Source organism: Hymenobacter roseosalivarius DSM 11622, from assembly GCF_900176135.1.
GTDB classification, from domain to species: Bacteria; Bacteroidota; Bacteroidia; order Cytophagales; family Hymenobacteraceae; genus Hymenobacter; species Hymenobacter roseosalivarius.
Genome location: NZ_FWWW01000064.1, coordinates 15962 through 40323 on the forward strand (window position 1 = coordinate 15962; position 24362 = coordinate 40323).

The 24362-nt window shown below is 54.9% G+C and carries 22 protein-coding genes; 14 read left to right on the top strand and 8 right to left on the bottom strand.

Going from position 1 to position 24362, the window contains the following annotated elements; all coding sequences use genetic code 11:
* Positions 1 to 114 precede the first annotated feature (114 nt).
* From B9A24_RS09335 to B9A24_RS09345, 3 genes are all read left to right on the top strand, one after another.
* Positions 115 to 642 carry a carbohydrate binding domain-containing protein gene (locus tag B9A24_RS09335; protein WP_084444917.1) on the top strand — a complete coding sequence of 176 codons (528 nt, stop codon included), beginning with the start codon at positions 115 to 117 and terminating at the stop codon, positions 640 to 642.
* Positions 643 to 856: 214 nt separating this feature from the next.
* Complete coding sequence (locus B9A24_RS09340) at positions 857 to 1360, top strand: carbohydrate binding domain-containing protein (protein ID WP_084444919.1); 504 nt, start codon at positions 857 to 859, stop codon at positions 1358 to 1360.
* A 110-nt stretch (positions 1361 to 1470) separates the two neighbouring features.
* Positions 1471 to 2919, top strand: coding sequence for a hypothetical protein (locus tag B9A24_RS09345; RefSeq protein ID WP_084444921.1), 1449 nt, complete (start codon positions 1471 to 1473; stop codon positions 2917 to 2919).
* A gap of 13 nt (positions 2920 to 2932) precedes the next feature.
* Here B9A24_RS09345 and B9A24_RS09350 read toward each other — a convergent pair whose 3' ends face one another.
* The gene (locus B9A24_RS09350; RefSeq protein ID WP_084444923.1) at positions 2933 to 3655 is read right to left on the bottom strand and encodes a glycosyltransferase family 2 protein; all 723 of its coding nucleotides are present in this window, start codon (positions 3653 to 3655) and stop codon (positions 2933 to 2935) included.
* Positions 3656 to 3879: 224 nt separating this feature from the next.
* On the opposite strand from B9A24_RS09350, the gene B9A24_RS09355 reads away from it, so the two are divergent.
* From B9A24_RS09355 to B9A24_RS09390, 9 genes are all read left to right on the top strand, one after another.
* Positions 3880 to 4635 carry an FkbM family methyltransferase gene (locus tag B9A24_RS09355; RefSeq protein WP_084444925.1) on the top strand — a complete coding sequence of 252 codons (756 nt, stop codon included), beginning with the start codon at positions 3880 to 3882 and terminating at the stop codon, positions 4633 to 4635.
* A gap of 115 nt (positions 4636 to 4750) precedes the next feature.
* Entirely contained in the window at positions 4751 to 5281 is a 531-nt protein-coding gene (locus B9A24_RS09360; protein WP_084444927.1) for a 3-hydroxyanthranilate 3,4-dioxygenase, read from the top strand.
* A gap of 48 nt (positions 5282 to 5329) precedes the next feature.
* Positions 5330 to 6619, top strand: a complete 1290-nt coding sequence (kynU, locus tag B9A24_RS09365; RefSeq protein WP_084444930.1) for a kynureninase — start codon at positions 5330 to 5332, stop codon at positions 6617 to 6619.
* Positions 6620 to 6697: 78 nt separating this feature from the next.
* Positions 6698 to 7357: a hypothetical protein gene (locus B9A24_RS09370; RefSeq protein ID WP_084444932.1), complete on the top strand. Its 660-nt coding sequence runs from the start codon at positions 6698 to 6700 to the stop codon at positions 7355 to 7357.
* 138 nt (positions 7358 to 7495) lie between these two features.
* Positions 7496 to 7774, top strand: coding sequence for a Riean_0653 family protein (locus B9A24_RS09375; protein WP_084444934.1), 279 nt, complete (start codon positions 7496 to 7498; stop codon positions 7772 to 7774).
* Between the two features lie 15 nt (positions 7775 to 7789).
* Complete coding sequence (locus tag B9A24_RS22055) at positions 7790 to 7942, top strand: hypothetical protein (protein WP_159452007.1); 153 nt, start codon at positions 7790 to 7792, stop codon at positions 7940 to 7942.
* Positions 7943 to 8068: 126 nt separating this feature from the next.
* Positions 8069 to 8659: an alpha-ketoglutarate-dependent dioxygenase AlkB family protein gene (locus B9A24_RS09380; protein ID WP_084444937.1), complete on the top strand. Its 591-nt coding sequence runs from the start codon at positions 8069 to 8071 to the stop codon at positions 8657 to 8659.
* A 141-nt stretch (positions 8660 to 8800) separates the two neighbouring features.
* Entirely contained in the window at positions 8801 to 10207 is a 1407-nt protein-coding gene (locus tag B9A24_RS09385) for an FAD-dependent oxidoreductase (protein ID WP_084444939.1), read from the top strand.
* A gap of 324 nt (positions 10208 to 10531) precedes the next feature.
* Complete coding sequence (locus B9A24_RS09390) at positions 10532 to 10954, top strand: LytR/AlgR family response regulator transcription factor (protein ID WP_084444942.1); 423 nt, start codon at positions 10532 to 10534, stop codon at positions 10952 to 10954.
* Positions 10955 to 11044: 90 nt separating this feature from the next.
* Here the strand turns inward: B9A24_RS09390 and B9A24_RS09395 are convergent, their stop codons facing one another.
* The 5 genes from B9A24_RS09395 to rpoN form a co-directional block, all read right to left on the bottom strand.
* On the bottom strand, positions 11045 to 12769 hold the full coding sequence (locus B9A24_RS09395) for a sensor histidine kinase (protein ID WP_143434872.1): 1725 nt from the start codon (positions 12767 to 12769) through the stop codon (positions 11045 to 11047).
* A 7-nt stretch (positions 12770 to 12776) separates the two neighbouring features.
* On the bottom strand, positions 12777 to 14555 hold the full coding sequence (locus tag B9A24_RS09400) for a PAS domain-containing protein (RefSeq protein ID WP_084444946.1): 1779 nt from the start codon (positions 14553 to 14555) through the stop codon (positions 12777 to 12779).
* An 88-nt stretch (positions 14556 to 14643) separates the two neighbouring features.
* The gene (locus B9A24_RS09405; RefSeq protein ID WP_143434873.1) at positions 14644 to 15267 is read right to left on the bottom strand and encodes a hypothetical protein; all 624 of its coding nucleotides are present in this window, start codon (positions 15265 to 15267) and stop codon (positions 14644 to 14646) included.
* 72 nt (positions 15268 to 15339) lie between these two features.
* A complete protein-coding gene (locus B9A24_RS09410; protein ID WP_084444951.1) occupies positions 15340 to 15828 on the bottom strand; it encodes a copper resistance protein NlpE in 489 nt (162 codons plus the stop codon).
* A gap of 46 nt (positions 15829 to 15874) precedes the next feature.
* On the bottom strand, positions 15875 to 17437 hold the full coding sequence (gene rpoN / locus B9A24_RS09415) for an RNA polymerase factor sigma-54 (protein ID WP_084444952.1): 1563 nt from the start codon (positions 17435 to 17437) through the stop codon (positions 15875 to 15877).
* Positions 17438 to 17629: 192 nt separating this feature from the next.
* Here rpoN and asnS point away from each other — a divergent pair, with 192 nt between their 5' ends.
* On the top strand, positions 17630 to 19024 hold the full coding sequence (asnS, locus tag B9A24_RS09420) for an asparagine--tRNA ligase (RefSeq protein WP_084444954.1): 1395 nt from the start codon (positions 17630 to 17632) through the stop codon (positions 19022 to 19024).
* A 184-nt stretch (positions 19025 to 19208) separates the two neighbouring features.
* Here asnS and B9A24_RS09425 read toward each other — a convergent pair whose 3' ends face one another.
* On the bottom strand, positions 19209 to 20255 hold the full coding sequence (locus tag B9A24_RS09425; RefSeq protein WP_084444956.1) for a hypothetical protein: 1047 nt from the start codon (positions 20253 to 20255) through the stop codon (positions 19209 to 19211).
* Between the two features lie 276 nt (positions 20256 to 20531).
* Positions 20532 to 21017: a hypothetical protein gene (locus B9A24_RS09430; protein WP_084444958.1), complete on the bottom strand. Its 486-nt coding sequence runs from the start codon at positions 21015 to 21017 to the stop codon at positions 20532 to 20534.
* A gap of 401 nt (positions 21018 to 21418) precedes the next feature.
* Between B9A24_RS09430 and uvrA the strand changes: the two genes are divergently transcribed.
* On the top strand, positions 21419 to 24343 hold the full coding sequence (gene uvrA / locus B9A24_RS09435; RefSeq protein WP_084444960.1) for an excinuclease ABC subunit UvrA: 2925 nt from the start codon (positions 21419 to 21421) through the stop codon (positions 24341 to 24343).
* Positions 24344 to 24362: the final 19 nt, after the last annotated feature.

Sequence of the window (24362 nt, forward strand, 5' to 3'; positions counted from 1 at the left end):
ACAACAGCGTGCGGGGGGCAAAACTACGGTATTGCGATCATAGCCTCCCGCAGTACTTGTAGCGCATCCGTCTATATTTGTCGCAGAGTACATCTGCATCCCTATTTCCTTTTTATGCGCCATTTGGCTATTGGACTCGCTCTTGTGCTGCTGACCACCGCTTGCTCGCAGAACGCCGGCGAGAAAAATTCGGCGGCCGGTACCGGTCGCGTGTTGGTCGACACAAGTTTTGAAGACCTGGAGGGCTGGATACCCGAGAACCCATCGTTGACCCAAGAGAAGGCCCATACCGGACGATATTCTATTAAAATAGATCCTGGCACGGAGTTCAGCCTAACCTATATCAACCAGCTGTACCGGCTTTCGCCCAAGCGGTTCAACACGGTGCGCCTCACGGCCTGGGGCCAGCTTACGGCCCCCGGTGCGGCCGCCGTGGTATTCCAGATTACGCGCGCCGACCAGACTACCGCCTTTTATGAGAAGATTGACATCAAGGAGGTGAATGAGTGGGGGCAGATAAATAAAGTACTGACTATGCCGGCCGTGCTGAACCCGGCGGATCAGGTGAAAATCTATCTGTGGCGCGCTACGGCTACGGCCCCCGCTTATCTGGATGACCTGACGCTCAGCGTCGAGCCCTAAAAAAGCCCCCCGGTCGACCTGCCAGAGTCTGCTGCTCGGCTTTCTCCTGGCGCTGCTCACCCGTAGGGCAACCAGCGGCGTTGATTAGCCACTTTAAATCATTGCCAGACAACTCCTGCTTGAAGCCGGGTTGAACCTTGCCTTATTAGTAATACGAAACCAAAAAATGCGTCTTATCACTGCCTTTTTAACCCTTTCACTCTCTAGCTTCCTCTTGTTTGATTGCAACGGTAGCGGCTCAGGTCAGACGGCCTCCGCTAATGACAAAACGCTGGTTAACACTGACTTTGATGAATTTCGGGGCTGGGTTAGCAATGCGGATAGCTCCCTGAGTAACCGGCAGGCCCACAGCGGGCGCTACTCCCTGACGGTCGGGGGCGGGCGAGAATACGGTATGACGTTCAAATATCCCTTGGGTGAGCTGGCCGCCGTCAAGCCCCGCACGCTGCATGTGCAGGCGTGGGTGAGGGTGGAAGAAACGACTACGCCCGCGCAGCTAGTAGTGGAAGTTACCAAGCCCGTCACCAGTGAGCGGGTATTCTGGCGAGGCGTGCATCTGTTTGGGGGTAGCAAGCCGGGCAAATGGACAAAGCTGGAAACTGACCTTGTCATGCCGGATAACATTGCCTTCGATCAAATCTTGGGGGTATATATGTGGGGCAACGGCGCCCAAAAACCCGTGTACTTAGACGATTTGCGCATTACCAGCGGCGATTAGAAAGCAGTCACTGAGCGTCTGTCCCTCGCGCGCTTAAAAATTTTATATTCTAATTTCACAGCTACTTACTTTGGCCCGGTTGGTCATTTCTGGGTCGGCTCGGCAATATTATGCTGCAAAATAAATATTCTAAGCTGCGCTTTTATTGGTCGAAAAGATATGGTAACTGGGTTTGGTTTGGTGTTGTCTTTCTGCTTTTCCTAATTCATCTATTAACCTCGCGTTATCATGATCTCTATTATGATTCGTCGGGCTATTGGTTTTTAGCCAATACTTTCGATCAGAAGGGCGCGAGCAGATTTTCTTTTTATAATTTCAATAGTGCTTTACGCGGCTACTTGCTGCCGCTGCTGCATTATCCGGCGGCGGTTATCGTTCGCGAGTTTTTTCCTGATGCAGTGTCAGAGGCTGCCAAAAGTATGGGCGCTTTATGGGCGGGGTCGGTATTTGGTGTGGTAGGTCCAGTTGTATGGGAAAAGGTCTCGGGCAAGGCCATTAGCAACTTGCGGCGGCTATTATTTGCGGGCGTCGGCTTCGTGCTGTGGCGAGATTATTTCAATTTTCCTCTGTCTGATTTTCCAAGCGTCTTAGCGCTGCTACTTGCGCTGCTGGTAGCTTACCGCTCCCAGAATTATCAGTCGGCACTAGCTACGGGGGCTTTTGTGGCCGCGGCTGTGTACATCAGGCCGCTCAGTTTGCTGGTCGTGCCTTTTGTAGCGGGTCTCTTGTTGCTTGGGCCAAGTGGACAGGATAGCACAGCAGGAATTAAAATATCGTGGCTGAAACAGGCTGTGCGCTTAGGCTTATTTTCTCTGGCTTTTTTGCTGGTAGGAATACCTCAATATGTAATAAACTCTAATAATTATCAGTCGCCTGATCTGCTGATTTTAGGATTAGGTGATGGTGATTTTAGAATAAATGAAGTAGATAATGTGTATTTATTTAAAATAAACGAAGGGCTGGATAAGCAGCGCTACGAAACCAATATCGGCACCGATTATCCTATCCCGCAAGCTATCTATCTTGACGCGGCAGGCCGGGCGCTACTGGAGCGTAATGGTAATCCGGTGTTCGATTCTTATTATAAATATCTTGTTTTCGTAGTAAGTCATCCGGCTGATATGGCGGCGTTGTATACACGTCATTTTTTCAATGGCTTGGACGTGCTGTATCCGGGCCCTTATGTAAGTAAGATATACGGTTCTACGCTGCCGCTCTCACTGGTAAATTATACCGTCTTATTCGCGGCTTTGCTGGTGATTTTGCTTCGCGTGCGGCAGCTGCAAGCAAGCCATTGGCTCTTGGTCGGTGCTCTGTTTATCACCTGCCTTGCGTCGATGCCGCTGATGATTGAAACCCGGTATTTTTTGCCCTTGAATCTGCTGCTTTACGCGGTGGCCTGCTTCGGGTGGCCCACGGAGTGGCAGTGGCGTATGGTACCCAGAAAGCATGTTGTGTCGGTGGCTTTAGCCTACTGCTTCTTTCTGGCAATCTGCCTAACCTTATCTGGCAACACCCAGGCTTCGTTGTCATTAAAGCCTAAAACGCTACAGCCTTAGGGATATCTGCCTGTCATCGGCCCAAGCCGTAGCGAAGAATACACCACAAGGCCCAAAGACCGTCGCGCCAATTGATTTTTTTGCCCTCGGCGTAGGTGCGGCCATAGTAGCTGATGCCCACCTCGTAGATGCGAATACCGGAAATGCGCGCCATTTTCGCGGTTACTTCGGGCTCAAAGCCAAACCGCTTTTCCCGCAGTGCCAGCACCTGAAGGATGTCGCGCCGAAACAGCTTATAGCCGGTTTCCATGTCCGTCAGATTCAGGTCGGTGAACAGGTTGGAGAGGAAAGTGAGGACGGCGTTGCCGATGCTGTGCCAGAAGAACAGCACCCGGTGCGGTTTGCCCCCCATAAAGCGGGAGCCATACACGACATCGGCAAAGCCGCGTACTACGGGCTGAATCAGGGCGTTGTAGTCGGTGGGGTCGTATTCGAGGTCGGCATCCTGAATGATGATGTAGTCGCCGGTGGCCGCCCGGATACCCGTGTGCAGGGCGGCACCTTTGCCCTGATTGGTTGTGTGCCGTAATAACCGCAGTTCTAATTGTGGGTGCCGGGCCGCGTAAGCGGTAATAAGCTCAGCCGAGCTGTCCGTTGAGCAATCATCTATCAGAATGATTTCCTTCCACATATTCCCCACCAACTCCAGCTCGCGCAACATATCCAGCACCTGCGTGACGGTGCTGGCCTCGTTGTAAACGGGAATAAGAATGGTGAGCGTATCGAACTTTACCAAAGCATAAAAGCTAAAACAAGCGGCTCCGCGAAAGTAGAAGGTTATGACCGGAGTACCCGTTTGGTGGCCGCACGACTTAATAAATTCAATAACGTATTAGGGCTATATCGCATCTGTAGCTAATTGACCTCAACCAAAACAAAAACAAGGGAGTGGAAACGGGCACGGCAGAGTTGTTTACTTTTGCCCCTACTAATAACCTACGATAGTTTCAGAGCCCTTTCATGAAGGAGTTGGCCAAAAGGATTTTAAAACGTTTACCTATTGCTTTTACTAAAAACCAGCAATACGACCGCGACACGGAGCGGGTGTTGCGCGCTGTGTGTCACCCACGGGCAAACTGCGTGGATGTGGGCTGCCACAAAGGCGAAGTGTTGGAGCTGATGCTTAAATATGCCCCCCAGGGCCAACACTTTGGCTTTGAGCCCATTCCGGATTTATACGTGAAGCTGACCTCGCATTTCGTGGGCTACGACAACTGCTACTTTTATCAGGTGGGCCTTAGCAACGTGACTGGCGAAACCTCCTTCAACTACGTACTCACCAACCCGGCTTATAGTGGCTTCGTGAAGCGCAAGTATGACAAAGCGGACGAAGTAGATACGCTGATTACGGTCCAGAAAAAGCCGCTCGATCAAATTTTGCCCCCCGGCACGCGCATCGACCTGATCAAGATTGACGTGGAAGGCGCGGAGCTGGAAGTATTGCAAGGGGCGTTAAAAACCATTCAGCAGAGCCGGCCGGTTATAATTTTTGAGCACGGCCTGGGTGCCTCCGATTGCTACGGCACGCGGCCCGAACAGGTGTATGAGCTGCTCACGGACGACGGCCACCTGCACGTATCCACGATGGCGCGGTGGCTGACCGGACAGCCGCCCTTCACCAGCGCTGAGTTCGTGGAGCAGTTCGAGAAGTCCCTCAATTATTATTTCATGGCTTATCCAGAAGAGAAGACCCGCAACGGTCAGGCCGCTGAATAGAAAAGCACCCCAAATAACCTTTTGTTCGGAGGTAGCTACGGACCAGCTGGTTACGTAAAACTGGCCGGTCTTTCTCCCTGTTAGCTAGTTGCATTTTACTTAAGCCGGAAACCCTATGGCTCTCGCCCGTCCCTTCAATTTTCAGCAGTGGATTGATGAACACCGCCACTTGTTGAAGCCGCCCGTTGGCAATCAGCAGGTGTTTACGGACAATAAAGACTTTATCGTGATGGTGGTGGGTGGGCCCAACGCCCGCAAAGACTATCACTACGACGAGGGTGAGGAGCTTTTCTTGCAGCTCGAAGGCGACATCGTGCTCAAGGTAATCGAAGATGGAAAGCCGGTCGATATTCCGGTGCGGGCCGGTGAGATGTTTCTGCTGCCGGGCGGCGTTCCTCATTCACCCAGGCGCCCGGCCGGTACCGTGGGGCTGGTGCTGGAGCGCTACCGTACTGCCGGCGAGCTGGACGGCTTCCTGTGGTTTTGCGAGAACTGCGGTAATAAACTGCACGAAGAGTACGCCGAAATCACGGACATCGTGCGGCAATTGCCCCCCATCATGAACCGCTTCTGGCAATCGGATGAGCTGCGCACTTGCAGCAGCTGCGGCACGGTGATGGAGAAGCCGGCGCCGGTGCCTGCCTAGTAGTACTTTTGGGTTGGGGCAGCAACCCCATTGTGGCTATCTTTGCTGATGATGACCACTTTCCACGCCACCCCCGAGTTCGCCGCCACCCTTGACGCCCAGGATCCGCTCCGCCGCTTCCGCGAGCAGTTTCATATTCCGCCCACCCCGGACGGCGGCGAGAGTATTTATTTCTGCGGCAACTCCTTGGGCCTGCAGCCACGCACGGTGCGCGCCGCTATCGAGCAGGAACTGGAATCGTGGGCGCAGCAGGCCGTGGAGGGGCACTTTCATGGGGTGTCGCCCTGGATATCCTACCACGAAACCATGGCCGATGCCACGGCTCGTCTGGTAGGGGCCAACCCCTTGGAGGTCATTGTGATGAACAACCTGACCACCAACCTGCACCTGCTGCTCATTTCCTTTTACCGCCCCACGGCCACGCGCTACAAAGTGCTGATGGAAGGGGGGGCTTTTCCTTCGGACCAATACGCGGTGGAGTCGCAGGTGAAGCTGCACGGCTATGCGCCCGATGATGCCATTGTGGAGCTGGTGCCCCGGCCCGGCGAACACACCTTACGCACCGAAGACATTGAGGCCAAGATTCAGGAAATAGGCGAGGAGCTGGCATTGGTGCTGCTGGGGGGCATTAATTACTACACGGGCCAGGCATTTGATATGCAGGCCATTACTAAATCGGGTCACGCCGTGGGTGCCACGGTCGGCTTCGACCTGGCCCACGCGGCCGGCAATCTGGTGCTGCACCTGCACGACTGGGACGTGGATTTTGCCTGCTGGTGCTCTTACAAATACCTCAACTCCGGCCCCGGTGGCGTAAGCGGCGCCTTTGTGCACGAGCGCTTCGCCAACCGCCCCGATCTGCCCCGCCTCGCCGGCTGGTGGGGTCACGACGCCTCCGAGCGTTTTCAAATGAAAAAAGGGTTCAAGCCCATGACTGGGGCGGCGGGTTGGCAGCTGGCCAACGGCCAGATTATCGCGCTGGCCATGCACCGCGCGGCGCTGGCGTTGGTCGATGAGGCTGGGGGCATTGCGGCGCTGCGGCGCAAAAGCGAGCAGCTCACGGCTTACTTGGAGTTTATATTGCGCGGCCTGAATTTGCCCCCCAGCATCCTCGAAATCATTACGCCCTCCGAGCCGCAGGCCCGTGGCTGCCAGCTTTCCCTACTTGTGCATAAAGATGGCCGTGGCTTGTTTGACTACCTGTCTGAGGCCGGGGTAATTGGCGATTGGCGCGAGCCCAACGTGATTCGGCTGGCGCCGGTGCCACTGTACAACACCTTTGGGGAAGTGCAGCGCGTAGGCGAGTTGATGGCTGCTTGGGCAGAACGGGTGCGTTAGCTGTTCGTTTTGGCGTGAATTTACGTAGAAGGATTTGTGGCTGTCTTTTTTTCAGCCTCCTCGCCCTTCATTACTAAGATGACTGAAGATTACGTGGCCAAAATGGGCCGCAAAAGCCTCGCTGAACTCCAGCAGTATGTAAGTGGCCGCGCTCAGTACCGCGAAGATGCCGTGCTGGCTGCGCTCGACGAGTTGACCCGACGCGGTGAGCCGCACCCCGACGACGCTCGGCTGCGTCCAGAGTTGGAAACCGAGGTTCGTAAGCAGGTCGATCAGGTAGCAGAGGCTCAGCAGCGGGCCGTAGATGCTACCGCCGCGGAAGAAGCCACTGAAACGGGCCCAACCCTTTACTCGCCCAGCACCATTACTTTGTTTTCGGTGGTATTCTCGATGCTGGCGGGCGGGGCTTTGCTGGCACTCAATTTTCGCGCCCTCAAGCGGACCGGGGCGACCGTGCGGCTGGTGTTGTTTATAGTGGCTTATCTGGTGGTCGGGGGGCTAATATTGAACTGGGTCGTGCAGCGCTATGGTCTGAACCCCTGGTTTGGTGCTTTCTTCGATCTGCCGGCCATTGTGGTATATATCTTCTGGTTTTGGCCGCGTTACGTGGGCGCTACGCCTTACCAGAGCCGGAGCTGGCTCTTGCCTTTTATCATTTGCGCGGCTATAAAAATTGGTCTGACCTTATGGGCGGCTAGTTTTCTGGCTAAGTTTCTCGGCACGCTACCGGGGCGGTAATTCATCGCCGGGTAGCACTCGTCGCCCGACTTGCGCTTCCTACTTCTAATGCCTCATCTTCAACGGTTCTGCTTCGCGGCATAGTCGTTGAAGATGAGGCATTTTCTTTTCTCGGTGTTTTCCTTACGTTCTATCCCTATGAAATATATTCTTATTATCATCAGTACCAGCCTTATAGGATTAAGCGCCTGCAAAAAAGAAAAGAACCCGCTCGATACCCTGCCCGAAGCCACGCAAACCGGCGCTAATACCGTGGGCTGGCTCCAGGATGGTAAGGCCTATCAACCCACCACCAACGCTTTCAATAGCCGAGCTATCATTGCCTCGCGTTTCTCGGATGGCGATATACGGGTTTCCTTCTTTCACGATAATAGTAAGCTCAACCGCTTCATTGTCTTCAACATCCGTCGGTTATGAGAGCCCGGTATCTATGTGTTGGATCAGGTGGCGCGGCCCGCCTTTCCCCGCACCACGCCGGCCTACGCGAGCTATATCACTTATAACCTCGAGCCCAGCGGCGAATACCTGACCAGTCCCACGGCCACCGGCCAGCTCACGGTCACTCACTTCGACTCAGTGGCTTAGGTCGTTTCTGGCACCTTCGAGTTCACGGCCCAGAAAGTCAGGAGGGAAGGCCCGGAAACCGTGCATATCACGAATGGCCGCTTTGACTTACACTACCCGCAATAGCCCGTTACTCCACCGATACTAATGCCACTTACCCTTCTGCCTTTGCCTGACGCGGAACTACTGCTCGACCCGCGCTTTTTGCCCCCCAGCGCGGCTGAAGCTGTTTTTCAGGAACTGCTTGAAACCATTCCGTGGCGCCAGGAACCCATTAAGCTGTTTGGCAAAGCGGTGATGCAGCCGCGCCTGACCGCCTGGCACGGCGACCCAGCCGCGCGGTACCGCTACTCCGGCCTCAGCCTGGAGCCCCAGCCCTGGACACCAGCCTTGCAGCGCCTGCGTCAGCAGGTAAGTGAGGCCACGGGTGCCGAGTTCAATAGCGTACTGCTCAACCTCTACCGCACCGGCCAGGACAGCATGGGCTGGCACGCCGACAACGAGCCGGAATTGGGCTTAAACCCCATTATTGCCTCCGTGAGTCTGGGTGCTACCCGTCGCTTCCGGCTGCGGCCCGGTGCTGGCATGGCCCCGCATGCCCCCGTTGGGCTGGATTTGCCCCCCGGCAGCCTTCTGGTCATGCGTGGCCCCACCCAGCAGCGCTGGCAACACGCCCTGCCCAAAACGGCCCGCTCGGTGGAGGCGCGTCTGAATCTGACTTTTCGGCGTATTATTTAGGCTGAGAAAGCCGCCGAAGAAAGCAAAAATGCCCCCCAGCGGCCGTTCGTGCGCATTTGCTTGTTCGCCGGGCCGAATAGGTCGTAAACAGCTACTTTTGCCGTCCGCCGGTTTAGCTGACGGCTGTTAGTTTCTTTGCTTATGAGTACGCCTTCTTCCGCCGCCACGGCCACTGCCCCCGATCTGTCTCCTTGCACCATTATGGGAGCGGGGCTGGTAGGGTCACTGCTGGCGCTCTACCTGGCCCGGCGCGGCCACGTAGTGGATGTATATGAGCGCCGCGCCGACCCGCGCCTGAGCGGGGCCGTGGAGGGCCGGTCCATCAATCTGGCGTTGTCGGATAGAGGCTGGCGGGCGCTGGAAGGAGTAGGAATCAGCGAGCAGGTACGGGAGGTAGCTATTCCCATGTACCGGCGCGTGATGCACGACCAGCAGGGCCGCCTCACGCATCAGCCCTACGGCCGCGAAAACCAGGCTATTTACTCCGTGTCGCGGGGTGGACTGAATCGTACGCTGCTCAATCTCACGGAAGCCGACCCGCGCATCCGTATGCACTTCAATGAGCACTGTCAGCACGTCGATCTGCGGGCGCGGCGCCTGGAAATGCATAACACGCTCACCGATCAGGAGCAAACGCTCCCGTTTCGGCGGCTGTTTGGTGCCGATGGTGCCTACTCAGCCGTGCGCGGTGCCATGCAGAAAACCGATCGCTACGAGTTCTCGCAGAGCTATCTGGAGTATGGCTACAAGGAGCTGACTATTGAAGCCGGGCCCAACGGCGAGTGGCAGCTGGAGAAAAATGCCCTGCATATATGGCCCCGTGGTCAGTATATGATGATTGCCTTGCCCAATCTGGACGGCTCTTTCAATTGCACGCTATTTTTCCCCTACGAGGGCCAGGAGTCTTTCACGGCCCTGGAAACGCCGACGCAGGTAGCTGCTTTTTTTCAGGAAAGATTTCCCGACGCGATGCCTTTCATGCCGGATCTGGTCGAGGAGTTCATTCAAAATCCGACGGGCTCTCTTATCACGGTGCGGTGCTTTCCGTGGACGCATAAGGATGAAGTAGTATTGCTCGGGGATGCCTCCCATGCTATCGTGCCCTTCTATGGCCAGGGCATGAACTCCGGCTTCGAGGATTGCAGCGTGCTGGATGCCTTACTCAATCAGTACGGCGAGGACTGGCACACGGTATTCAGTGAGTTTCAGCGCCAGCGCAAACCCAACGCCGACGCGATGGCCGACCTGGCAATCTATAACTTCGAGGAGATGCGCGACCGGGTAGCCAACCCCCGCTTTCTGCTTCAAAAGAAAATCGAAAGCAAGATTTCGGCTCAGTACCCTGATCAGTGGCTACCGCTCTATTCGCAGGTTACGTTTTCGGCTACGCCCTATGCTGATGCCTGGGCCAACGGGCAGCGGCAGGAAAGCATTATGCAGCGCCTTATGCCGCATATCCACACTGAGGCAGACTACGATTTGCCTGCCGTGCAGGAGATGGTGCGGCAGGAAATGGAGAAAATCGATGCGCTTTCCAGCTTAGCCTAGCGCCCATTTTTTCCAAAAAAGCCCCCTGGACTATTAGGAGGCCGAAGCGCTAAAGCCCCGGAATTATTCTGAAATCGAAAGTTTCGTTTGACAGTCAGTTCGGGTTATTTCCTGCTGGAAAATATGTGTAAGAGCCTGATGCTTAGCGCGGTACTCGGATCAGTATGCTGATGTTTTTCAATCAGCCTGCCGCTCTATTGCATTATATTTATCAAAAAGTACTTAATCCGGTAATATGGCCGGTAATTTGGTTGTTTTTTGGGCTGCTTTGCAGGAGTACTTTCTGATGGTTACTGTTTTTTCTGCTGTCCTGCTTGTTTAGTTATGTTGCTCGAAGACATCGTCACGCCCCGCCTTTTAACCTGTGCTATCATTGACGACGACGAGATTAACCGCTTAACCTTGCAGCATTGCATTGGCCTCACTAGCTCCCTGCACCTGATTGCCTCCTTGAAGGGCGGCGTAGAAGGGCTGAACTTCTTCAGTCTGGGTCGCCGGGTCGATGTGCTGTTCCTGGATGTGGAAATGCCCGATCTGAACGGCATTGAGATGATACGCCTGGTTCCCGAACCGCCGGAAGTAATTTTTACGACCGCTTACGAGAGCTTCGGCATGGAGGCTTACGAGCTTAATATTGCCGATTACTTAGTCAAGCCCTTTTCCTACGGCCGCTTTCAGCAGGCTGTACAGCGGGCAGCTGAGCGGTTACATCCGGCCCTGCCGGTCAAGTTAGATCTGCGGCAATAATCTCTTTATCAGTTGCTTATAAAGACAAGCCCGGAGCCAGCCCAGTATGATGGGAGCGGCTCCGGGCTTGTCTTGTTAGATAGATAATGCTTACGAAAGCTTTTGCCGACGTTTCTCCAGGGCACGGAGCAGCTGTGGTAGCAACCCAATAAGTTGTTCAGTTGCCTTGGCGCGCTCTTCCCGCATAAAGTCGGGCGCTTCCAGCGTTCGGATAGGTGCCAGCAGCTCGTGGGCGTGCAGTACCTTAAGCGAAGGCTTGATCTTGTGAACCAAATCGCCAACCTGAGTCCAGTCTGAAGTCTCGGCGGCGGCGGTAAGCTGAGATATTACCTCTGGCGTACTTTCTAAGAACGAGTCGAGGATGCTCTGCACAAAGCTCGTCTGGCCGTGCGCCATCTGATACAGCTCACTTAAGTCGAACAAGGGCAGCGTAGCCTGCTTAGAGGTCTGATGCAGCGCGCTCATTTCTGCCAGCAACTCAGCCTCCTCAAAAGGCTTGGTCAGGCAATCATCCATTCCAGCAGCCAGGTACTGTTCGTTGGCTTTTTGGAAAGCATTGGCTGTGAGGGCAATAACAGGCGTGCGTGCCCGGCCGGAGTCAGCGTGCTGGCGGATTTGGGCGGTAACCTCCAGCCCGCTCATGCCGGGCATCTGAATGTCCATCAGAATCAAATCGTAGCGTTGCTCCCCGAACAGGCGGAGCGCGGCGGCACCATCAGGCGCCGCATCTACCACTACTCCGTAGTTAGCCAGAATAAGCTGGGCTACCTGGCGGTTAATATCATTGTCCTCTACCAGCAGCACGCGCATACCATGCACTGCGGCGGCATATTCGAGCTCTGCGTCAGCTTGGCCAGTGATAATAGTGCCCTGGGGGGCTTTTTCGAAGGTAAGCGTGAAGCTAAACGTGCTGCCTTGCCCCGGCTCACTACACATCAGCAAGTGCCCACCCAACTGCTCCACTAAGCTGCTGCTGATGGTAAGACCCAGGCCCGTTCCCCCGAACCGCCGTGTCGTGTCGGCATAGGCCTGCGAGAAGCTGGCAAAGATGGCCTCCTGTTTATCAAGCGGTATACCCGGTCCCGTGTCGCTCACCTGAAAGCTGATCGTAACCTTCCTGGCCGTCTCAGCGAGCAGCTGGCACGCCAGCGTAACGTGGCCCCGATCCGTAAACTTAATGCTGTTGCTGAGTAAGTTAAGCAGTACTTGTTTGAGCCGATATGGGTCGCTGAGCACGAGAGGCGCGGTGAGAGCAGGAGGCGCTACAGCGAAGCCGATTTCCTTCTCGGCAGCCTGAAAGGCGACGGTTTGAGCCGCCGTTTGCAGGGCTTGGCATAAGTCGAAGGGGGTGCGCTCCAGCTCCAGATGCCCGGAGGTAATTTTGGCTACATCCAGCACATCGTTCAGCACGCCCAGTAAGTGCTGCCCGGAACTGCGAATAATGTCGAGATACTCGTGCTGCTGGGCATTCAGCTCGGTGCGGGCCAGCAACCCAGCCATGCCCAGCACCCCGTTCATGGGCGTGCGAATCTCATGACTCATGTTAGCCAGGAAGTTCTCCCGCGAGCGGGCCGCTGATTCAGCTACCAGCTTCGCCCGCCGCAGTTCATCCTCGGCCAGGATGCGCTCCGTTATGTCCTGAGCGTAGGCAATAACGTAGGGCCGTTCGCCCGCCTCGGCCACTAAGCAATTGTGGTACAGCAAGTAGCATGGGCTGGAGCTGCCCAACGGCTTCACGCTCACAATACCCGATACTTCCCGCTGCTGGCGGAAGGCAGCCAAGTACGCTTCCAATTCTGTGTCCTGCTCCACCACAAGGCCTTCAGCCAGGGTTTCTGCCCACCATGTTGTGAACTGAGACGCCCATAAGGTTTGCCAGGGCCGGATTGGCAGAAAGAATAACCCCGTCCAGGTCGTGGGTACAAATCAGGGCCTGCGTGTACTGCATCAGGTCGCGGTACTGCTTGGCCTTGCGCTCTAGAGTATGACGAATGCGCTTCACTTCAGTGATGTCGGTGCTGACGGTGAGCACCTGCACCGTGCCTTCAGGGCGAATCAACGGCCGCTTTACTACCTGATAATGGCGTACCTCGCCGCTGGCCAGGGTGAAGAGCATTTCGGCTGACTGCTCTTGCTGGCTGGCCAATACCTGCCGGTTGAGTGCAGTAAATTGACGCATTTCGAAAGCCTCGGGTGCACTTTCCGCGTCCGTTCCCACGCGGTCGTGATTGCTGCGGCTAACAAGATCATCGAAGGCCATATTGGAAAACATAATGTCTCCCGCCTCATCATTTACATAAAGCAGATTAGGAATAGTATCTACTATCTGACGAATAAACTCCTGCTGCTCGCGCACAATCAGCTCGCTGCGGCGATGCAGCTTCTCGGCCTGATGGCGCTCTGTAATATCGAGGCCATAAGCCAGCATTAAATGCAGGGTGCCATTGGGGTAAAACACGGGGTGAAAGCGCCGCAGAACGTAGCGCGGCCCGTGGGTGCCCGCCGCCGATTCCTCCCACGTCACCTGGCTCCGCTCGCGCACGGCTCGCTCAAACATGCGCTGCCGATTCTCGGCCACGTCGGTGGCATGCTGGCGGTACGCGCAGTGCTCCAGCTCAGTCTTGCCTATTATCCACTCCCGGATGCCCGGATCTTGTATGCTCACCGGATTCACAAATACATAATGACCGTGGGCATCAAGCACTTCTATATCGGCGGGCAGCTGATTAAGAACAGTTTCGTAAAACTCACGCTGCGCGCCCAGCTTCTCTTCTGCCCGGTGGCGGGCCGTAATATTGGTGAAGTATAAGCTAGCGTAGGTCTCGCCGGGCACGGGAGCCACAATAAGCAGATAGTGCTCATTAGCTACGCTGATCTCGCGCTGGTGATGAGAGGCTGTGCGGAGCGCCAGCGCTACCAGGGCAACCAGTTGAGTGTGCAACTCATTAGGGCTGCCGTCCAGCTTATATAGTTGCGCGAGCGGATATGCAGCCGGATTAGCATACAACAGCTCACCGCCGGGCGTAAGGCGCAGAATGGGGTTAGGGCTTTGCTGCGCCAGCAGGGAAATAGTATTTGCGCGGGCATTGCGGCGGTAACGAATCGTAATATCGCGGTAGCAAACCAGCCGGCCAGCCAGCGCGTCATCCAGTACTATGTAGTCGCGCTCCAGTACCCGGCCGTCAGCCAGTATTACTTCCTCGTTCATCAGCGTACGACCGGCGGCCCTTAGCTCGACTACCCGCGCCAGATAGGCGGCGGGGTCGGGATGATTATGCTGACTGCGCGCCGCTATTTCCAGGCCCGTGGCACCATATAAGCTTTCCGGGGCCTCGGAAATGCCAAAAAGCTGGCAATAGGGGCGGTTGATCATAAGCACGCGGGCAGCGTCGTCCACGAGCATTATGCCCATTTTCAGGTTTTGGGCTAGCGCCGTAAGCCGCGACTGATAGCGCAGCGCATTAGCCTGGGCTACGTGTAGCTCATGCCGCAGAGCAGCAAGCTCCTGTTCGGCCCGCTTCCGGTGGGTTCGCTCCTCGTACAGTTTTGCGAGTAAAGCTTCTGCGGGGTCAGGAGCGACCGATAAAGTAGAAAGGGACATGCGCGGTACAGGCGACGGTTGGGTGGTCGGTAAAGATACACCAGACAAGGCAGCGGCCAAGGGCAAAATTTAGTACGAAAGCAAGGATCTACAAAAAGGCGACTCCTGCCACGAGGCTCATAACCACACTGATTCCCAGGCCCAGGCCGGCCCAGGCTTGCGCCGGCGTATGCGCGTCAAGGGCCAGGCGGGCACCAAGCACGGCGAGGGCCAAAATTGCAGCTGCCAGCAGCCACCAAAAGCCGGCCGGGCCCGCCGCATTTGTAAGATGCAGTAGTACAAACAGCCCAAAAGAGCCCCCCACTCCCACGCCGTGAGCACTGATTTTCCAGCGTAGCGAGATAAGCAACGTCAGCAGCACGGCCATGGCCATGCCGAGCATTATGCGGCTTAGCAGGGGAGAAAAAGGCAGCTGGTGCAGCAGGAAGGCAGCACCGGCAAAGCTGAACGTAGCCAGCAGCAGCGGGAGCGGCCGCTGGGCCCGCTCGCGCAGAAGCAGCGAATCGAGGCGGCCGAACCAGAATAAAGCGCCCGTGCCTAGCGCGGGTAGTAAAAACGTGAATCCGAACACTACGGCCAGCACTATCCAGCGGTCGGGCAAGGCAGGCTGCGCTACCACTGGCAGCTGGTAGCAGACCACGTAAAACAAATAGGAGGGTACCAGCAACGGATGAAACGCCAGCGAAAGGGCCGTCGCCAATGATTTATTCAACAGAAAAGAAAATAGTATGATTATGAGATCTAAGCTCTAAGCTACGTTGCCTTTGGCTTCGATTTCAAGAAATTAGAAGCTACCTACCTGTGCTAGAACGTAGCGCTCGGCCAAATCACCGGTTATTTCTTGCCCATCCAGATCCAGCTGTTGCAGGGCGCGGGGACGCATACGGTAATCGGTGGGACCAGCCGCGGAGCGTCGCGTGAGCCGTACCAGATTGGCCGATACCTGCGCCCAACGGCCAGAGCTTACCTGATCGTTGTTGCCTTCCTTGGGCTGATCCAAGTAGGTTCGGCGCTCCATGTAGGTGCTGTCGGGATAGAGGTAAAGCACCGTTTCAATACCGGCGCAGTCGGCGCACGGCAGCAATCCCTGATAAATGCCCCCCAGACCTTCAGTAGCCAATGCAATGGATGGCGCGCCCGTGCTGGGCGACGCGGAGCGGCCTACCATACCATCGGCTGGGAGCGAGGCATCGGTGGAATCCGCCGTGGACCCGGTTGGCCGGTCGCAGGCGGTAGCGAGTAAAAGCAGGCAAGGAAGCAGAAGAAGTCGCATAAGCTGAGTAGGTTAAGCGTAAAAAAAGCCCCCCAGCTGCCCCAATCTACAACTCCTTGCGAAGTCGGGCTACCGGAATATTGAGCTGCTCCCGGTACTTGGCCACCGTACGCCGGGCAATGTTGTAGCCGCGGGCGTTGAGCATCTTCTCCAGCTTATCATCGGAAAGCGGCTTGCCTTTGCTTTCCCCCTCAATGATTTCCTTCAGAATATGCTTCACCTCCCGCGAGCTGGCGTCCTCACCCGAGTCGGTGGCAATACCTTCGGAGAAAAAGTACTTCAACGGATAGATGCCGAACTCGGTTTGCACCGACTTGCTATTTGCCACCCGGCTCACGGTCGAGATATCCATGCTGATTTCCTGGGCTATGTCCTTCAGGATCATCGGCCGGAGCTTGCTTTCGTCGCCTTCCAGAAAGAACTCGCGCTGGTAGCGCACAATGGCGTCCATCGTGCGCAGCAGCGTTTGCTGCCGCTGCCGGATAGCATCAATAAACCACCGGGCCGCGTCGAGCTTCTGCTTCACAAACGTCACGGCCTCCTTCATCTTCCGGTCCTTTTTCGACGCCTTATCATAAGCCTGAAACATCTCGGTATACGCCGGTGCCACCCGCAGATCGGGCGCATTGCGGGAGTTCAGCGTCAGGTTGAACTGGCCGTTGTCGTTGCTGAGAATAAAATCGGGGATGATGTATTGTACCTTGCCCAGGCCCGTTGGGCCGCTGCCGCCGGGCTTAGGATTTAGCTTCAGAATCAGGGCAATGGCCTCCTTTAGCTCGTCATCTTCCAGATCCAAGCGCTGCTGAATGCGAGGGTAGTGCTTCTTGGTAAACTCATCGTAGCATTCACTTAGGATGCGCTCAGCGGCCTCCACCGTATCATCTACGGGGCGGCGCTCCAGTTGCAGAAGCAGACACTCGCGCAAATCGCGCGCCCCGATACCAGCCGGGTCGAAGGCCTGAATAATGTGCAGCACCCGCTCAATCTCAGGCGGAGTAGCTTCAATATTTTGGGCAAAAGCTAAGTCGTTGGCAATGGCCGATAGGTCGCGTCGGATGTAGCCGTCGCCGTCGATGGAGCCCAGCAGCTGGCGGCCAATGGCGAGCTGCTTCTCATTGAGATCCGCAAAGCCCAACTGATCGAAAAGCGAGTCAATGAGCGTAGAGCCCGTATCGGCCAGAGGCATTTCGCGGTCGTCCTCGGCGTCGCCGGGGCCGTCACCCTGCATTTTGTAGCCAGCAATCTCATCGTCGTTGAGATAGTCGCTCAGGTCCAGGTCCTGGTTGTCCGGCGCTTCGGCGATGTCGTCTTTAGGCAGCTCTACTTCGGGCTGTTCTTCCGAGCGCTCGTCAAAGTCTTCGTCAAGGGTATTATCGTCGTTATCGAACTCAGAGTCGGGATCATCAAAATCCTCGTCGCTATCGTCGTCATCGTCGTGTTCCTGCTCCTCTTCATTCTCGTCGCCTTCTTCCAGCGCTGGGTTTACTTCCAGCTCTTCCTTAATGCGCGTCTCTAATTCCGCCGTCGGAATTTGCAGCAGCTTAATGAATTGGATCTGTTGGGGAGACAGCTTCTGCGAGAGAAGCTGCTTCATATCAAGTCGTTGCATACACAGAAATAGCAAAAAGCCCCAGCGACGGTGAAATGGGGCACTACTTCAAATGTAGCGTATTCTCTACTTGAGTTGAAGTAAAAAAATTGAGGGCTTCAGAAAGGACTAAAGAGCAGCACAAATTTATGCGCTACTGAAAACCTCTACCTTTGCCCCCAATACATTATAAACCACAGAAATCTGAGTCCGATGTCCGTCAGAAGGTCGAGCGTACAGCAGCTGCTTCAGAGCCAGGAGCTGGAGCGTGAGGTAGTAGTAAAAGGCTGGGTGCGCACCCGCCGGGGCAATAAGTACGTGCAGTTTGTCGCCCTGAACGACGGCTCTACCATCCATACTATTCAGGTAGTAGCCGACGCGGAGAAGTTTCCGGAGGAAACGTTGAAGGACGTAGCTACTGGTGCCTGCCTGTCGGTGCGCGGCCAACTAGTCGCTTCCCAAGGCAAAGGCCAGGCCGTGGAAATTCAAGCTATTGAAATAGAAGTGCTTGGCACCGCTGATCCGGAGGAATATCCGTTGCAAAAGAAAGGACACTCCCTGGAGTTCCTGCGCGAAATAGCGCACCTGCGGCCGCGCACCAACACCTTCGGTGCCGTGCTCCGCGTGCGCCATGCCCTAGCTTTTGCCGTGCATCAGTACTTCAACGACCACGGCTTCTACTACGTGCATACGCCCATCATCACGGGCTCCGATGCCGAGGGTGCTGGCCAAATGTTTCGGGTCACAACTTTGCCCCCCGAGCACCCGCCCCGCACCGCCGACGGCTCCGTGGATTATAAGGAAGACTTCTTCGGTAAGCAAACCAACCTGACCGTTTCCGGTCAGCTGGAGGCGGAAGTAGCGGCTATGGCCCTGGGCAAAGTGTACACCTTCGGCCCAACTTTTCGCGCCGAAAATTCCAACACAGCCCGTCACCTGGCCGAGTTCTGGATGATTGAGCCCGAAGTTGCCTTCAATGACCTCCAGGACAACATGGATCTGGCCGAGGATTTCCTCAAAAGCCTCGTGCGTCAGGCCCTGGAGAAATGCGCCGACGACCTTCAGTTCCTTAACGACCAGTACGACAAGGAGCTGCTCAATCGGCTGCGCTTCGTGATAGAGAATGACTTTCAGCGCCTCACCTATACCGAGGCCGTGGAGATTCTGAAAGTGGCCAAGCAGAAGTTCGAATTCCCTGTGGATTGGGGTACCGACCTGCAAAGTGAACACGAGCGCTACCTAGTAGAAAAGCATTTCAGGAAGCCCGTTATCCTGACTGATTATCCCAAGGATATCAAGGCCTTCTACATGAAGCTCAATGACGACGGCCGCACCGTGCGCGCTATGGATGTGCTGTTTCCCGGCATTGGCGAAATCATCGGCGGCTCGCAGCGCGAGGAAAACCTGGAAAAGCTGCGGACCCGCATGGAGCAGATGCATGTAGAAGAACACGAGCTGTGGTGGTATCTGGAGCTGCGCAAGTTCGGAACTGCCCCCCACGCCGGCTTTGGCTTAGGCTTTGAGCGACTGGTGCTTTTCGTGACGGGTATGGCTAATATTCGGGATGTAATTCCCTTCCCGCGCTTCCCAAAGAACGCGGATTTCTAGAGTCGCTCATTGTTATGGAATACCAAAAAACGGCAGCCTCTTCAGGAGCTGCCGTTTTTGGTATTTGTACTATGTAGAACCGCGGGGCTGACCACAGCGGAGGTGGCATAAGTGAAGTGTTAGGAGGCTAAGTCCGTTACAACGAAGTCCTGCGTCTACCTTATACTGCCTGCGTTGCCTGCTTTTACACCCGTGATAATTTCTTTTTTGCACGTTTTCGCAAAGCACGGTAGTAACTGAGCACGTAATACTTAGCTCTCATTGATATTGGCAAGTGAGGGATACCTAATGTGTTTTGAGCAATCAATCTATACTGCTTGTCACTAAGGGAAAATCCAAAATCTTGACGTTTGTTAATTAAGATATCGTATAAATCTCCCAGCCCAAACTGCTTTTCTGATGGCAAATGCCATACGGCTACATCGGTGTCAGTCTTTTCAACATTTCTAAAGAAAACAGGGTTTGTCCAAATTCTCTTTAAAAGCGTTTTTTTAGCGGAAGACGTAAATTCGTTTTTATAATACAGGTAGCTTAGTGTCTGCGCTTCTTCATTAAATTTTGGCAGGCCCAGGCTATTGCGCCGTAATAATTCTGGCCATAGCTCAAGAAATCCTGAAAATATTAGGTTGATATTCTTAACGCTAGCCAGAAAAAACTCGCCTAAATGGTATCCTGGAATTTCATTAATTTTTCTATGTAGAAGCTCCCCATATAATACCTGCATATTCATTTTGCTCAAGCCGTTAATTACTTCCTCCGGAGGGCACTCATATTCGAAAGATAAAAACCCCTTATCGCCGGCCTCAACAAATAATTCATCAGTTGCTCTTAGAAAGATGCAGTCTGAGTCTAGTATTAGGTATTTGTCATTCTCATTCTTGTTGTTGTTGGCTATATATTCAAGAATCGAAAACTCGTAAAACTGATTTTGAAACATTTCAAAATATCCTTTCGGAGTTTTGTATTTAAAATCAGTAAATATCACGTCAACCTGTAATTCCGTAAGTAAATCGCTTACATTTTTGCCATCTACTTCAGGAAGATATTTTACATTAGTAAAAAGGATATGCTTCTCCTTTTTATTAAAGCGTCTGCTGGTCGCAAAGAATAAAGTAAGACAGCGCCAATATATGTTTTGATGGCTCTGGCTGGATGATTTCTGTCCTGTTTGCGGAAAGATGCTTTCTTCCCCTTTTTCATCAGCACACAACCACGTGCATATAAAATTCATAGTGAGTATTTTCAGTTTGTGATTATGGACTATTGCAACACCCCTGTGAGCGGTGTATAGCGCAATCTGCGTTGAGAAGCGTGTGCTTCGTTTAAGTCGTATTCAAAAGTAATTATACTCGGTTTTTCTGGAAAGAGTAGGCACACACAAGTATAATTTAAGCACATTGGCACTCCGGGTAGAGTCTGGCTCGTAAGTTCTTATAAGTGCTCAAACGCAAAAAGCCCCAATTGGATGGTCAATCGGAGTGTTTTGCCAAGCGGCAAAAAAGCAATGTTAATACTTGCCTTTTCCTTTGCTATGACCATTTCCGTGGCCCTTACCAGGATGGCCATCACCTTGCTGTACTACGATTACGTTGCCAGCAGGATAGACTGAGCGCATCTTTTTGGCCTGGCCGGGGGGCATTCCGTGCGGATGACCCATGTGCTTGGGATACTTCACCTTATGCTCCCGGATCAGAACCCAAGGCTGGGCACCCATGTAGTTGATAACTACGGGGTGAAAATTGTTGGGGTTGTAGTTGGAGAGGGTGGCCACGCGCTTCCATTTGCCTTCGCGTTGTACCACGTACTGCCTATCGCGTAAATCGTAGTAGCCTCCTACTTCGGGTATATAATAATACTGTGTGCCAGCGGGAGCAGCCGGGCCCCAGGACGGGGAGTTTATATTAATATCTACCTGAGCCTGGGCTAGTTCGGTAGTACCTAGCAGAAGTAGGGTAAAGGCACCAAAAAGGGTGAGTTTGGGTAGTAGTGACATAGGGGAGAATGATAACATGAAGGAATTGTCCTACTATGGGCAAGAACAGCGCCAAACGCTGTAGCGTACTCAATATCTAGTGTGTGGCGGCAGTAAACCTCTCATCAAACTACTTAAGCTCTACCCTGAAATAGTATCAATACTACATTGTGCGCCTTTCGCTCGCCTAATAATTAAGCTTCGTGGTCGGCGTTTCGCGGCTGACCTAGTTGAGGCTTATTGATGATTACAGTACTGAAAGTGGTAGTGGTGCGCGGCCTTGGTATAAGGTTGAAGAACTGAAGTTTTAGTTCCTTCAACAGACCTGTATATTCTACTAAACCCTCTGGCAAATAAGCTATTCCAGATAGCGAAAGGGTTGAGTTTTGCCTACCTTTGCGGCCTTATTCGATCTGCATTGCATGGCTAAGAAAACAACGGCGGCCCCGGTCCCCGAAATTGCCCCCCAGCTACTCGTTCCAACGGCTGCCAACGGGCACGCGGCCGACGTGGAGACGCCTTTCATTGAGGTGTACGGGGCGCGGGAGCACAACCTGAAAAACGTCTCGGTCAGGATTCCGCGGGGCAAGCTGGTGGTGTTCACGGGTATTTCGGGCTCGGGCAAATCCAGTCTGGCGTTCGACACAATTTATGCCGAAGGGCAGCGGCGCTACATGGAGACGTTTTCGGCGTATGCCCGCTCGTTTATGGGCGGCCTGGAGCGGCCCGACGTGGACAAAATCGAGGGCTTGTCGCCGGTTATCAGCATTGAGCAGAAGACGACTTCGCGCAACCCGCGCTCCACGGTGGGCACCATCACCGAGATTTATGACTTCCTGCGTCTGCTCTACGCCCGCACGGCCGAGGCCTTCAGCTACGCCACGGGGGCCAAAATGATCCGGCAGAGCGACGAGCAGATCATCAGCTATATCTTAAAGCACTTCGCCGATAAAAAGCTGGTCGTGCTGGCCCCGGTGGTGAAAGGCCGCAAGGGTCACTACCGGGAGCTGTTTCAGCAGGTGGCCAAGCTGGGCTTCGCCAAAGTGCGCGTCGATGGTGAGCTGCTTGACCTGACGCCCAAGATGCAGGTGGACCGCTACAAAATCCACGACATCGAAATCGTGATTGACCGGCTGGTGGTGAAGCTGGAGGACCGGTTCCGGCTCTCTGGCTCCGTGCAAAACGCACTGACCCACGGTAAGGGCACCATGCTCGTGCTCGACCCGGACACGAAGAAGACGCAGTTTTTCTCGCGCTTTCTCATGGATCCGGCCACCGGTATTGCCTACGACGACCCGGCCCCGAATACGTTCAGCTTCAACTCGCCCTACGGGGCCTGCCCCACCTGCAACGGCCTGGGCGAGGTGCAGGAAATCACGGAGGACTCGGTATTGCCCAATAAGAAGCTGAGTATCAGTCGGGGTGGAATTGCCCCCTTGGGCGAATACCGCGACATCTGGATTTTTCAGCAGCTCCAGCTTATCCTCAAAAAGCAGAAGTTCAGCCTCTCCACTCCCCTCGACAAGCTACCCGAAGACCTGGTGGAGCGCTTGCTTTACGGCGTGCCCGAAGACGAAGATGCGGACCCTAAAAAGGCGAATTATACAGAGCCTTTCGAAGGCATTATCCCGTTTCTGCGCCGGCAGATGGAGTCCGATTCGGAGAACATCCGCGCCTGGATTCAGGAGTACACCCAGGCCCAGGAGTGCCCCGAATGCCGCGGCTACCGCTTGAAGAAGGAGTCGCTACACTTTCTGATTGCTGGCAAAAACATTGGGGAGCTGTCGGTGATGGATATTAACCAGCTCAGTCAGTGGTTCGTAGGCCTGGAAGAGCGGCTGACCGAGCGGCAAAATGTCATCGGGCGGGAGTTGCTCAAGGAGTTGCGCAAGCGCATTGGCTTCCTGCTCGAAGTGGGCCTGGAGTACCTGAGCCTGCACCGCTCGGTGCGGACCTTGTCGGGGGGCGAGTCGCAGCGGATTCGCCTAGCCACCCAGATCGGTACCCAGCTCGTGGGCGTGCTCTACATCATGGATGAGCCCAGCATCGGCCTGCACCAGCGCGATAATGAGCGGCTGATCAAGGCCTTGCAGCACCTGCGCGACATCGGCAACTCCGTGATTGTGGTAGAGCACGACAAGGATATGATCATGAATGCCGACCACGTACTGGACATCGGGCCGGGCGCGGGCATTCATGGGGGGCATATCGTGGCCGAAGGCTCACCCACTGAGATATTTAAGTCGGGCAGCCTGACCTCACAGTACCTGAGCGGGGAGCGCCACATTGAGCTGCGCAAGAAAAAGCGCAAGGGCGAAGGCAACACGCTGACCTTGAAAGGCGCTACGGGCCACAACCTGAAGAACGTAACCGTGAAATTCCCGCTCGGCAAGCTCGTGGCCGTGACGGGGGTGTCGGGCTCGGGCAAGTCCTCCCTCATCCACGACACGCTATATCCTATTCTGAATCAGTACTTTTTCAACGCCAAGCGCGACCCGCTGCCCTACGCGGGCATTGAAGGGCTGGAGTTGATTGATAAAGTAATTGAGGTAGATCAGTCGCCCATTGGGCGGACGCCGCGCTCTAATCCGGCTACCTACACGGGCGTCTTTACTGAAATTCGTAGTCTGTTTGCGTCGTTGCCGGAGGCTAAAATCCGGGGCTACGGGCCGGGGCGCTTTTCCTTTAACGTGAAGGGCGGGCGCTGCGAAACCTGCGAGGGTGCCGGCCTGCGCACCATTGAGATGAACTTCCTGCCCGACGTGCACGTGCCCTGCGAAACCTGCAAAGGCCGCCGCTACAACCGCGAAACCCTGGAAGTGCGCTTCAAGGGTAAAAGCATCACCGACGTGCTCGACCTGACGGTGGAAAAAGCCGTGGAGTACTTCGAGAATCAGCCCCGCATCATTCGCAAAATTCAGGTGCTCAACGAAGTAGGGTTGGGCTATCTGACGCTCGGCCAGCAGGCTACCACCCTTTCCGGCGGCGAAGCCCAGCGCGTGAAGCTGGCCACGGAACTGGGCAAAAAGGATACTGGCAAAACCTTCTACATCCTCGACGAGCCCACCACTGGCCTGCACTTCGAGGACATCCGCCACCTCTCCGACGTGCTCCAGAAGCTGGTCGATAAAGGCAACTCGGTCCTTATCATCGAGCACAACCTCGACCTGATCAAAGTAGCCGACCACGTCATCGACCTCGGCCCGGAGGGCGGTGGGGGCGGCGGCACCATCGTGGCCCAGGGTACGCCCGAGCAAGTGGCCAAGGCCGGCAAAGGCTACACTGGTAAGTTTCTGGCTGAGGAGCTGAAAGTGAGCAAGTACGCCGAGGAAAAGGCGGTGCTGTAATAGCATTAGCCTCGTGAGT

Coding starts and splice junctions, on each gene's coding strand:
- B9A24_RS09370 (WP_084444932.1), top strand. CDS start 6,698: ATGACTGAAGATTACGTGGCCAAAATGGGCCGCAAAAGCCTCGCTGAA.
- rpoN (WP_084444952.1), bottom strand. CDS start 17,437: ATGCAACGACTTGATATGAAGCAGCTTCTCTCGCAGAAGCTGTCTCCC.
- B9A24_RS09380 (WP_084444937.1), top strand. CDS start 8,069: ATGCCACTTACCCTTCTGCCTTTGCCTGACGCGGAACTACTGCTCGAC.
- B9A24_RS09410 (WP_084444951.1), bottom strand. CDS start 15,828: ATGCGACTTCTTCTGCTTCCTTGCCTGCTTTTACTCGCTACCGCCTGC.
- B9A24_RS09390 (WP_084444942.1), top strand. CDS start 10,532: ATGTTGCTCGAAGACATCGTCACGCCCCGCCTTTTAACCTGTGCTATC.
- B9A24_RS09425 (WP_084444956.1), bottom strand. CDS start 20,255: ATGAATTTTATATGCACGTGGTTGTGTGCTGATGAAAAAGGGGAAGAA.
- B9A24_RS09355 (WP_084444925.1), top strand. CDS start 3,880: ATGAAGGAGTTGGCCAAAAGGATTTTAAAACGTTTACCTATTGCTTTT.
- asnS (WP_084444954.1), top strand. CDS start 17,630: ATGTCCGTCAGAAGGTCGAGCGTACAGCAGCTGCTTCAGAGCCAGGAG.
- B9A24_RS09360 (WP_084444927.1), top strand. CDS start 4,751: ATGGCTCTCGCCCGTCCCTTCAATTTTCAGCAGTGGATTGATGAACAC.
- B9A24_RS09430 (WP_084444958.1), bottom strand. CDS start 21,017: ATGTCACTACTACCCAAACTCACCCTTTTTGGTGCCTTTACCCTACTT.
- B9A24_RS09335 (WP_084444917.1), top strand. CDS start 115: ATGCGCCATTTGGCTATTGGACTCGCTCTTGTGCTGCTGACCACCGCT.
- B9A24_RS09385 (WP_084444939.1), top strand. CDS start 8,801: ATGAGTACGCCTTCTTCCGCCGCCACGGCCACTGCCCCCGATCTGTCT.
- B9A24_RS09400 (WP_084444946.1), bottom strand. CDS start 14,555: ATGTCCCTTTCTACTTTATCGGTCGCTCCTGACCCCGCAGAAGCTTTA.
- B9A24_RS09375 (WP_084444934.1), top strand. CDS start 7,496: ATGAAATATATTCTTATTATCATCAGTACCAGCCTTATAGGATTAAGC.
- B9A24_RS09345 (WP_084444921.1), top strand. CDS start 1,471: ATGCTGCAAAATAAATATTCTAAGCTGCGCTTTTATTGGTCGAAAAGA.
- uvrA (WP_084444960.1), top strand. CDS start 21,419: ATGGCTAAGAAAACAACGGCGGCCCCGGTCCCCGAAATTGCCCCCCAG.
- kynU (WP_084444930.1), top strand. CDS start 5,330: ATGATGACCACTTTCCACGCCACCCCCGAGTTCGCCGCCACCCTTGAC.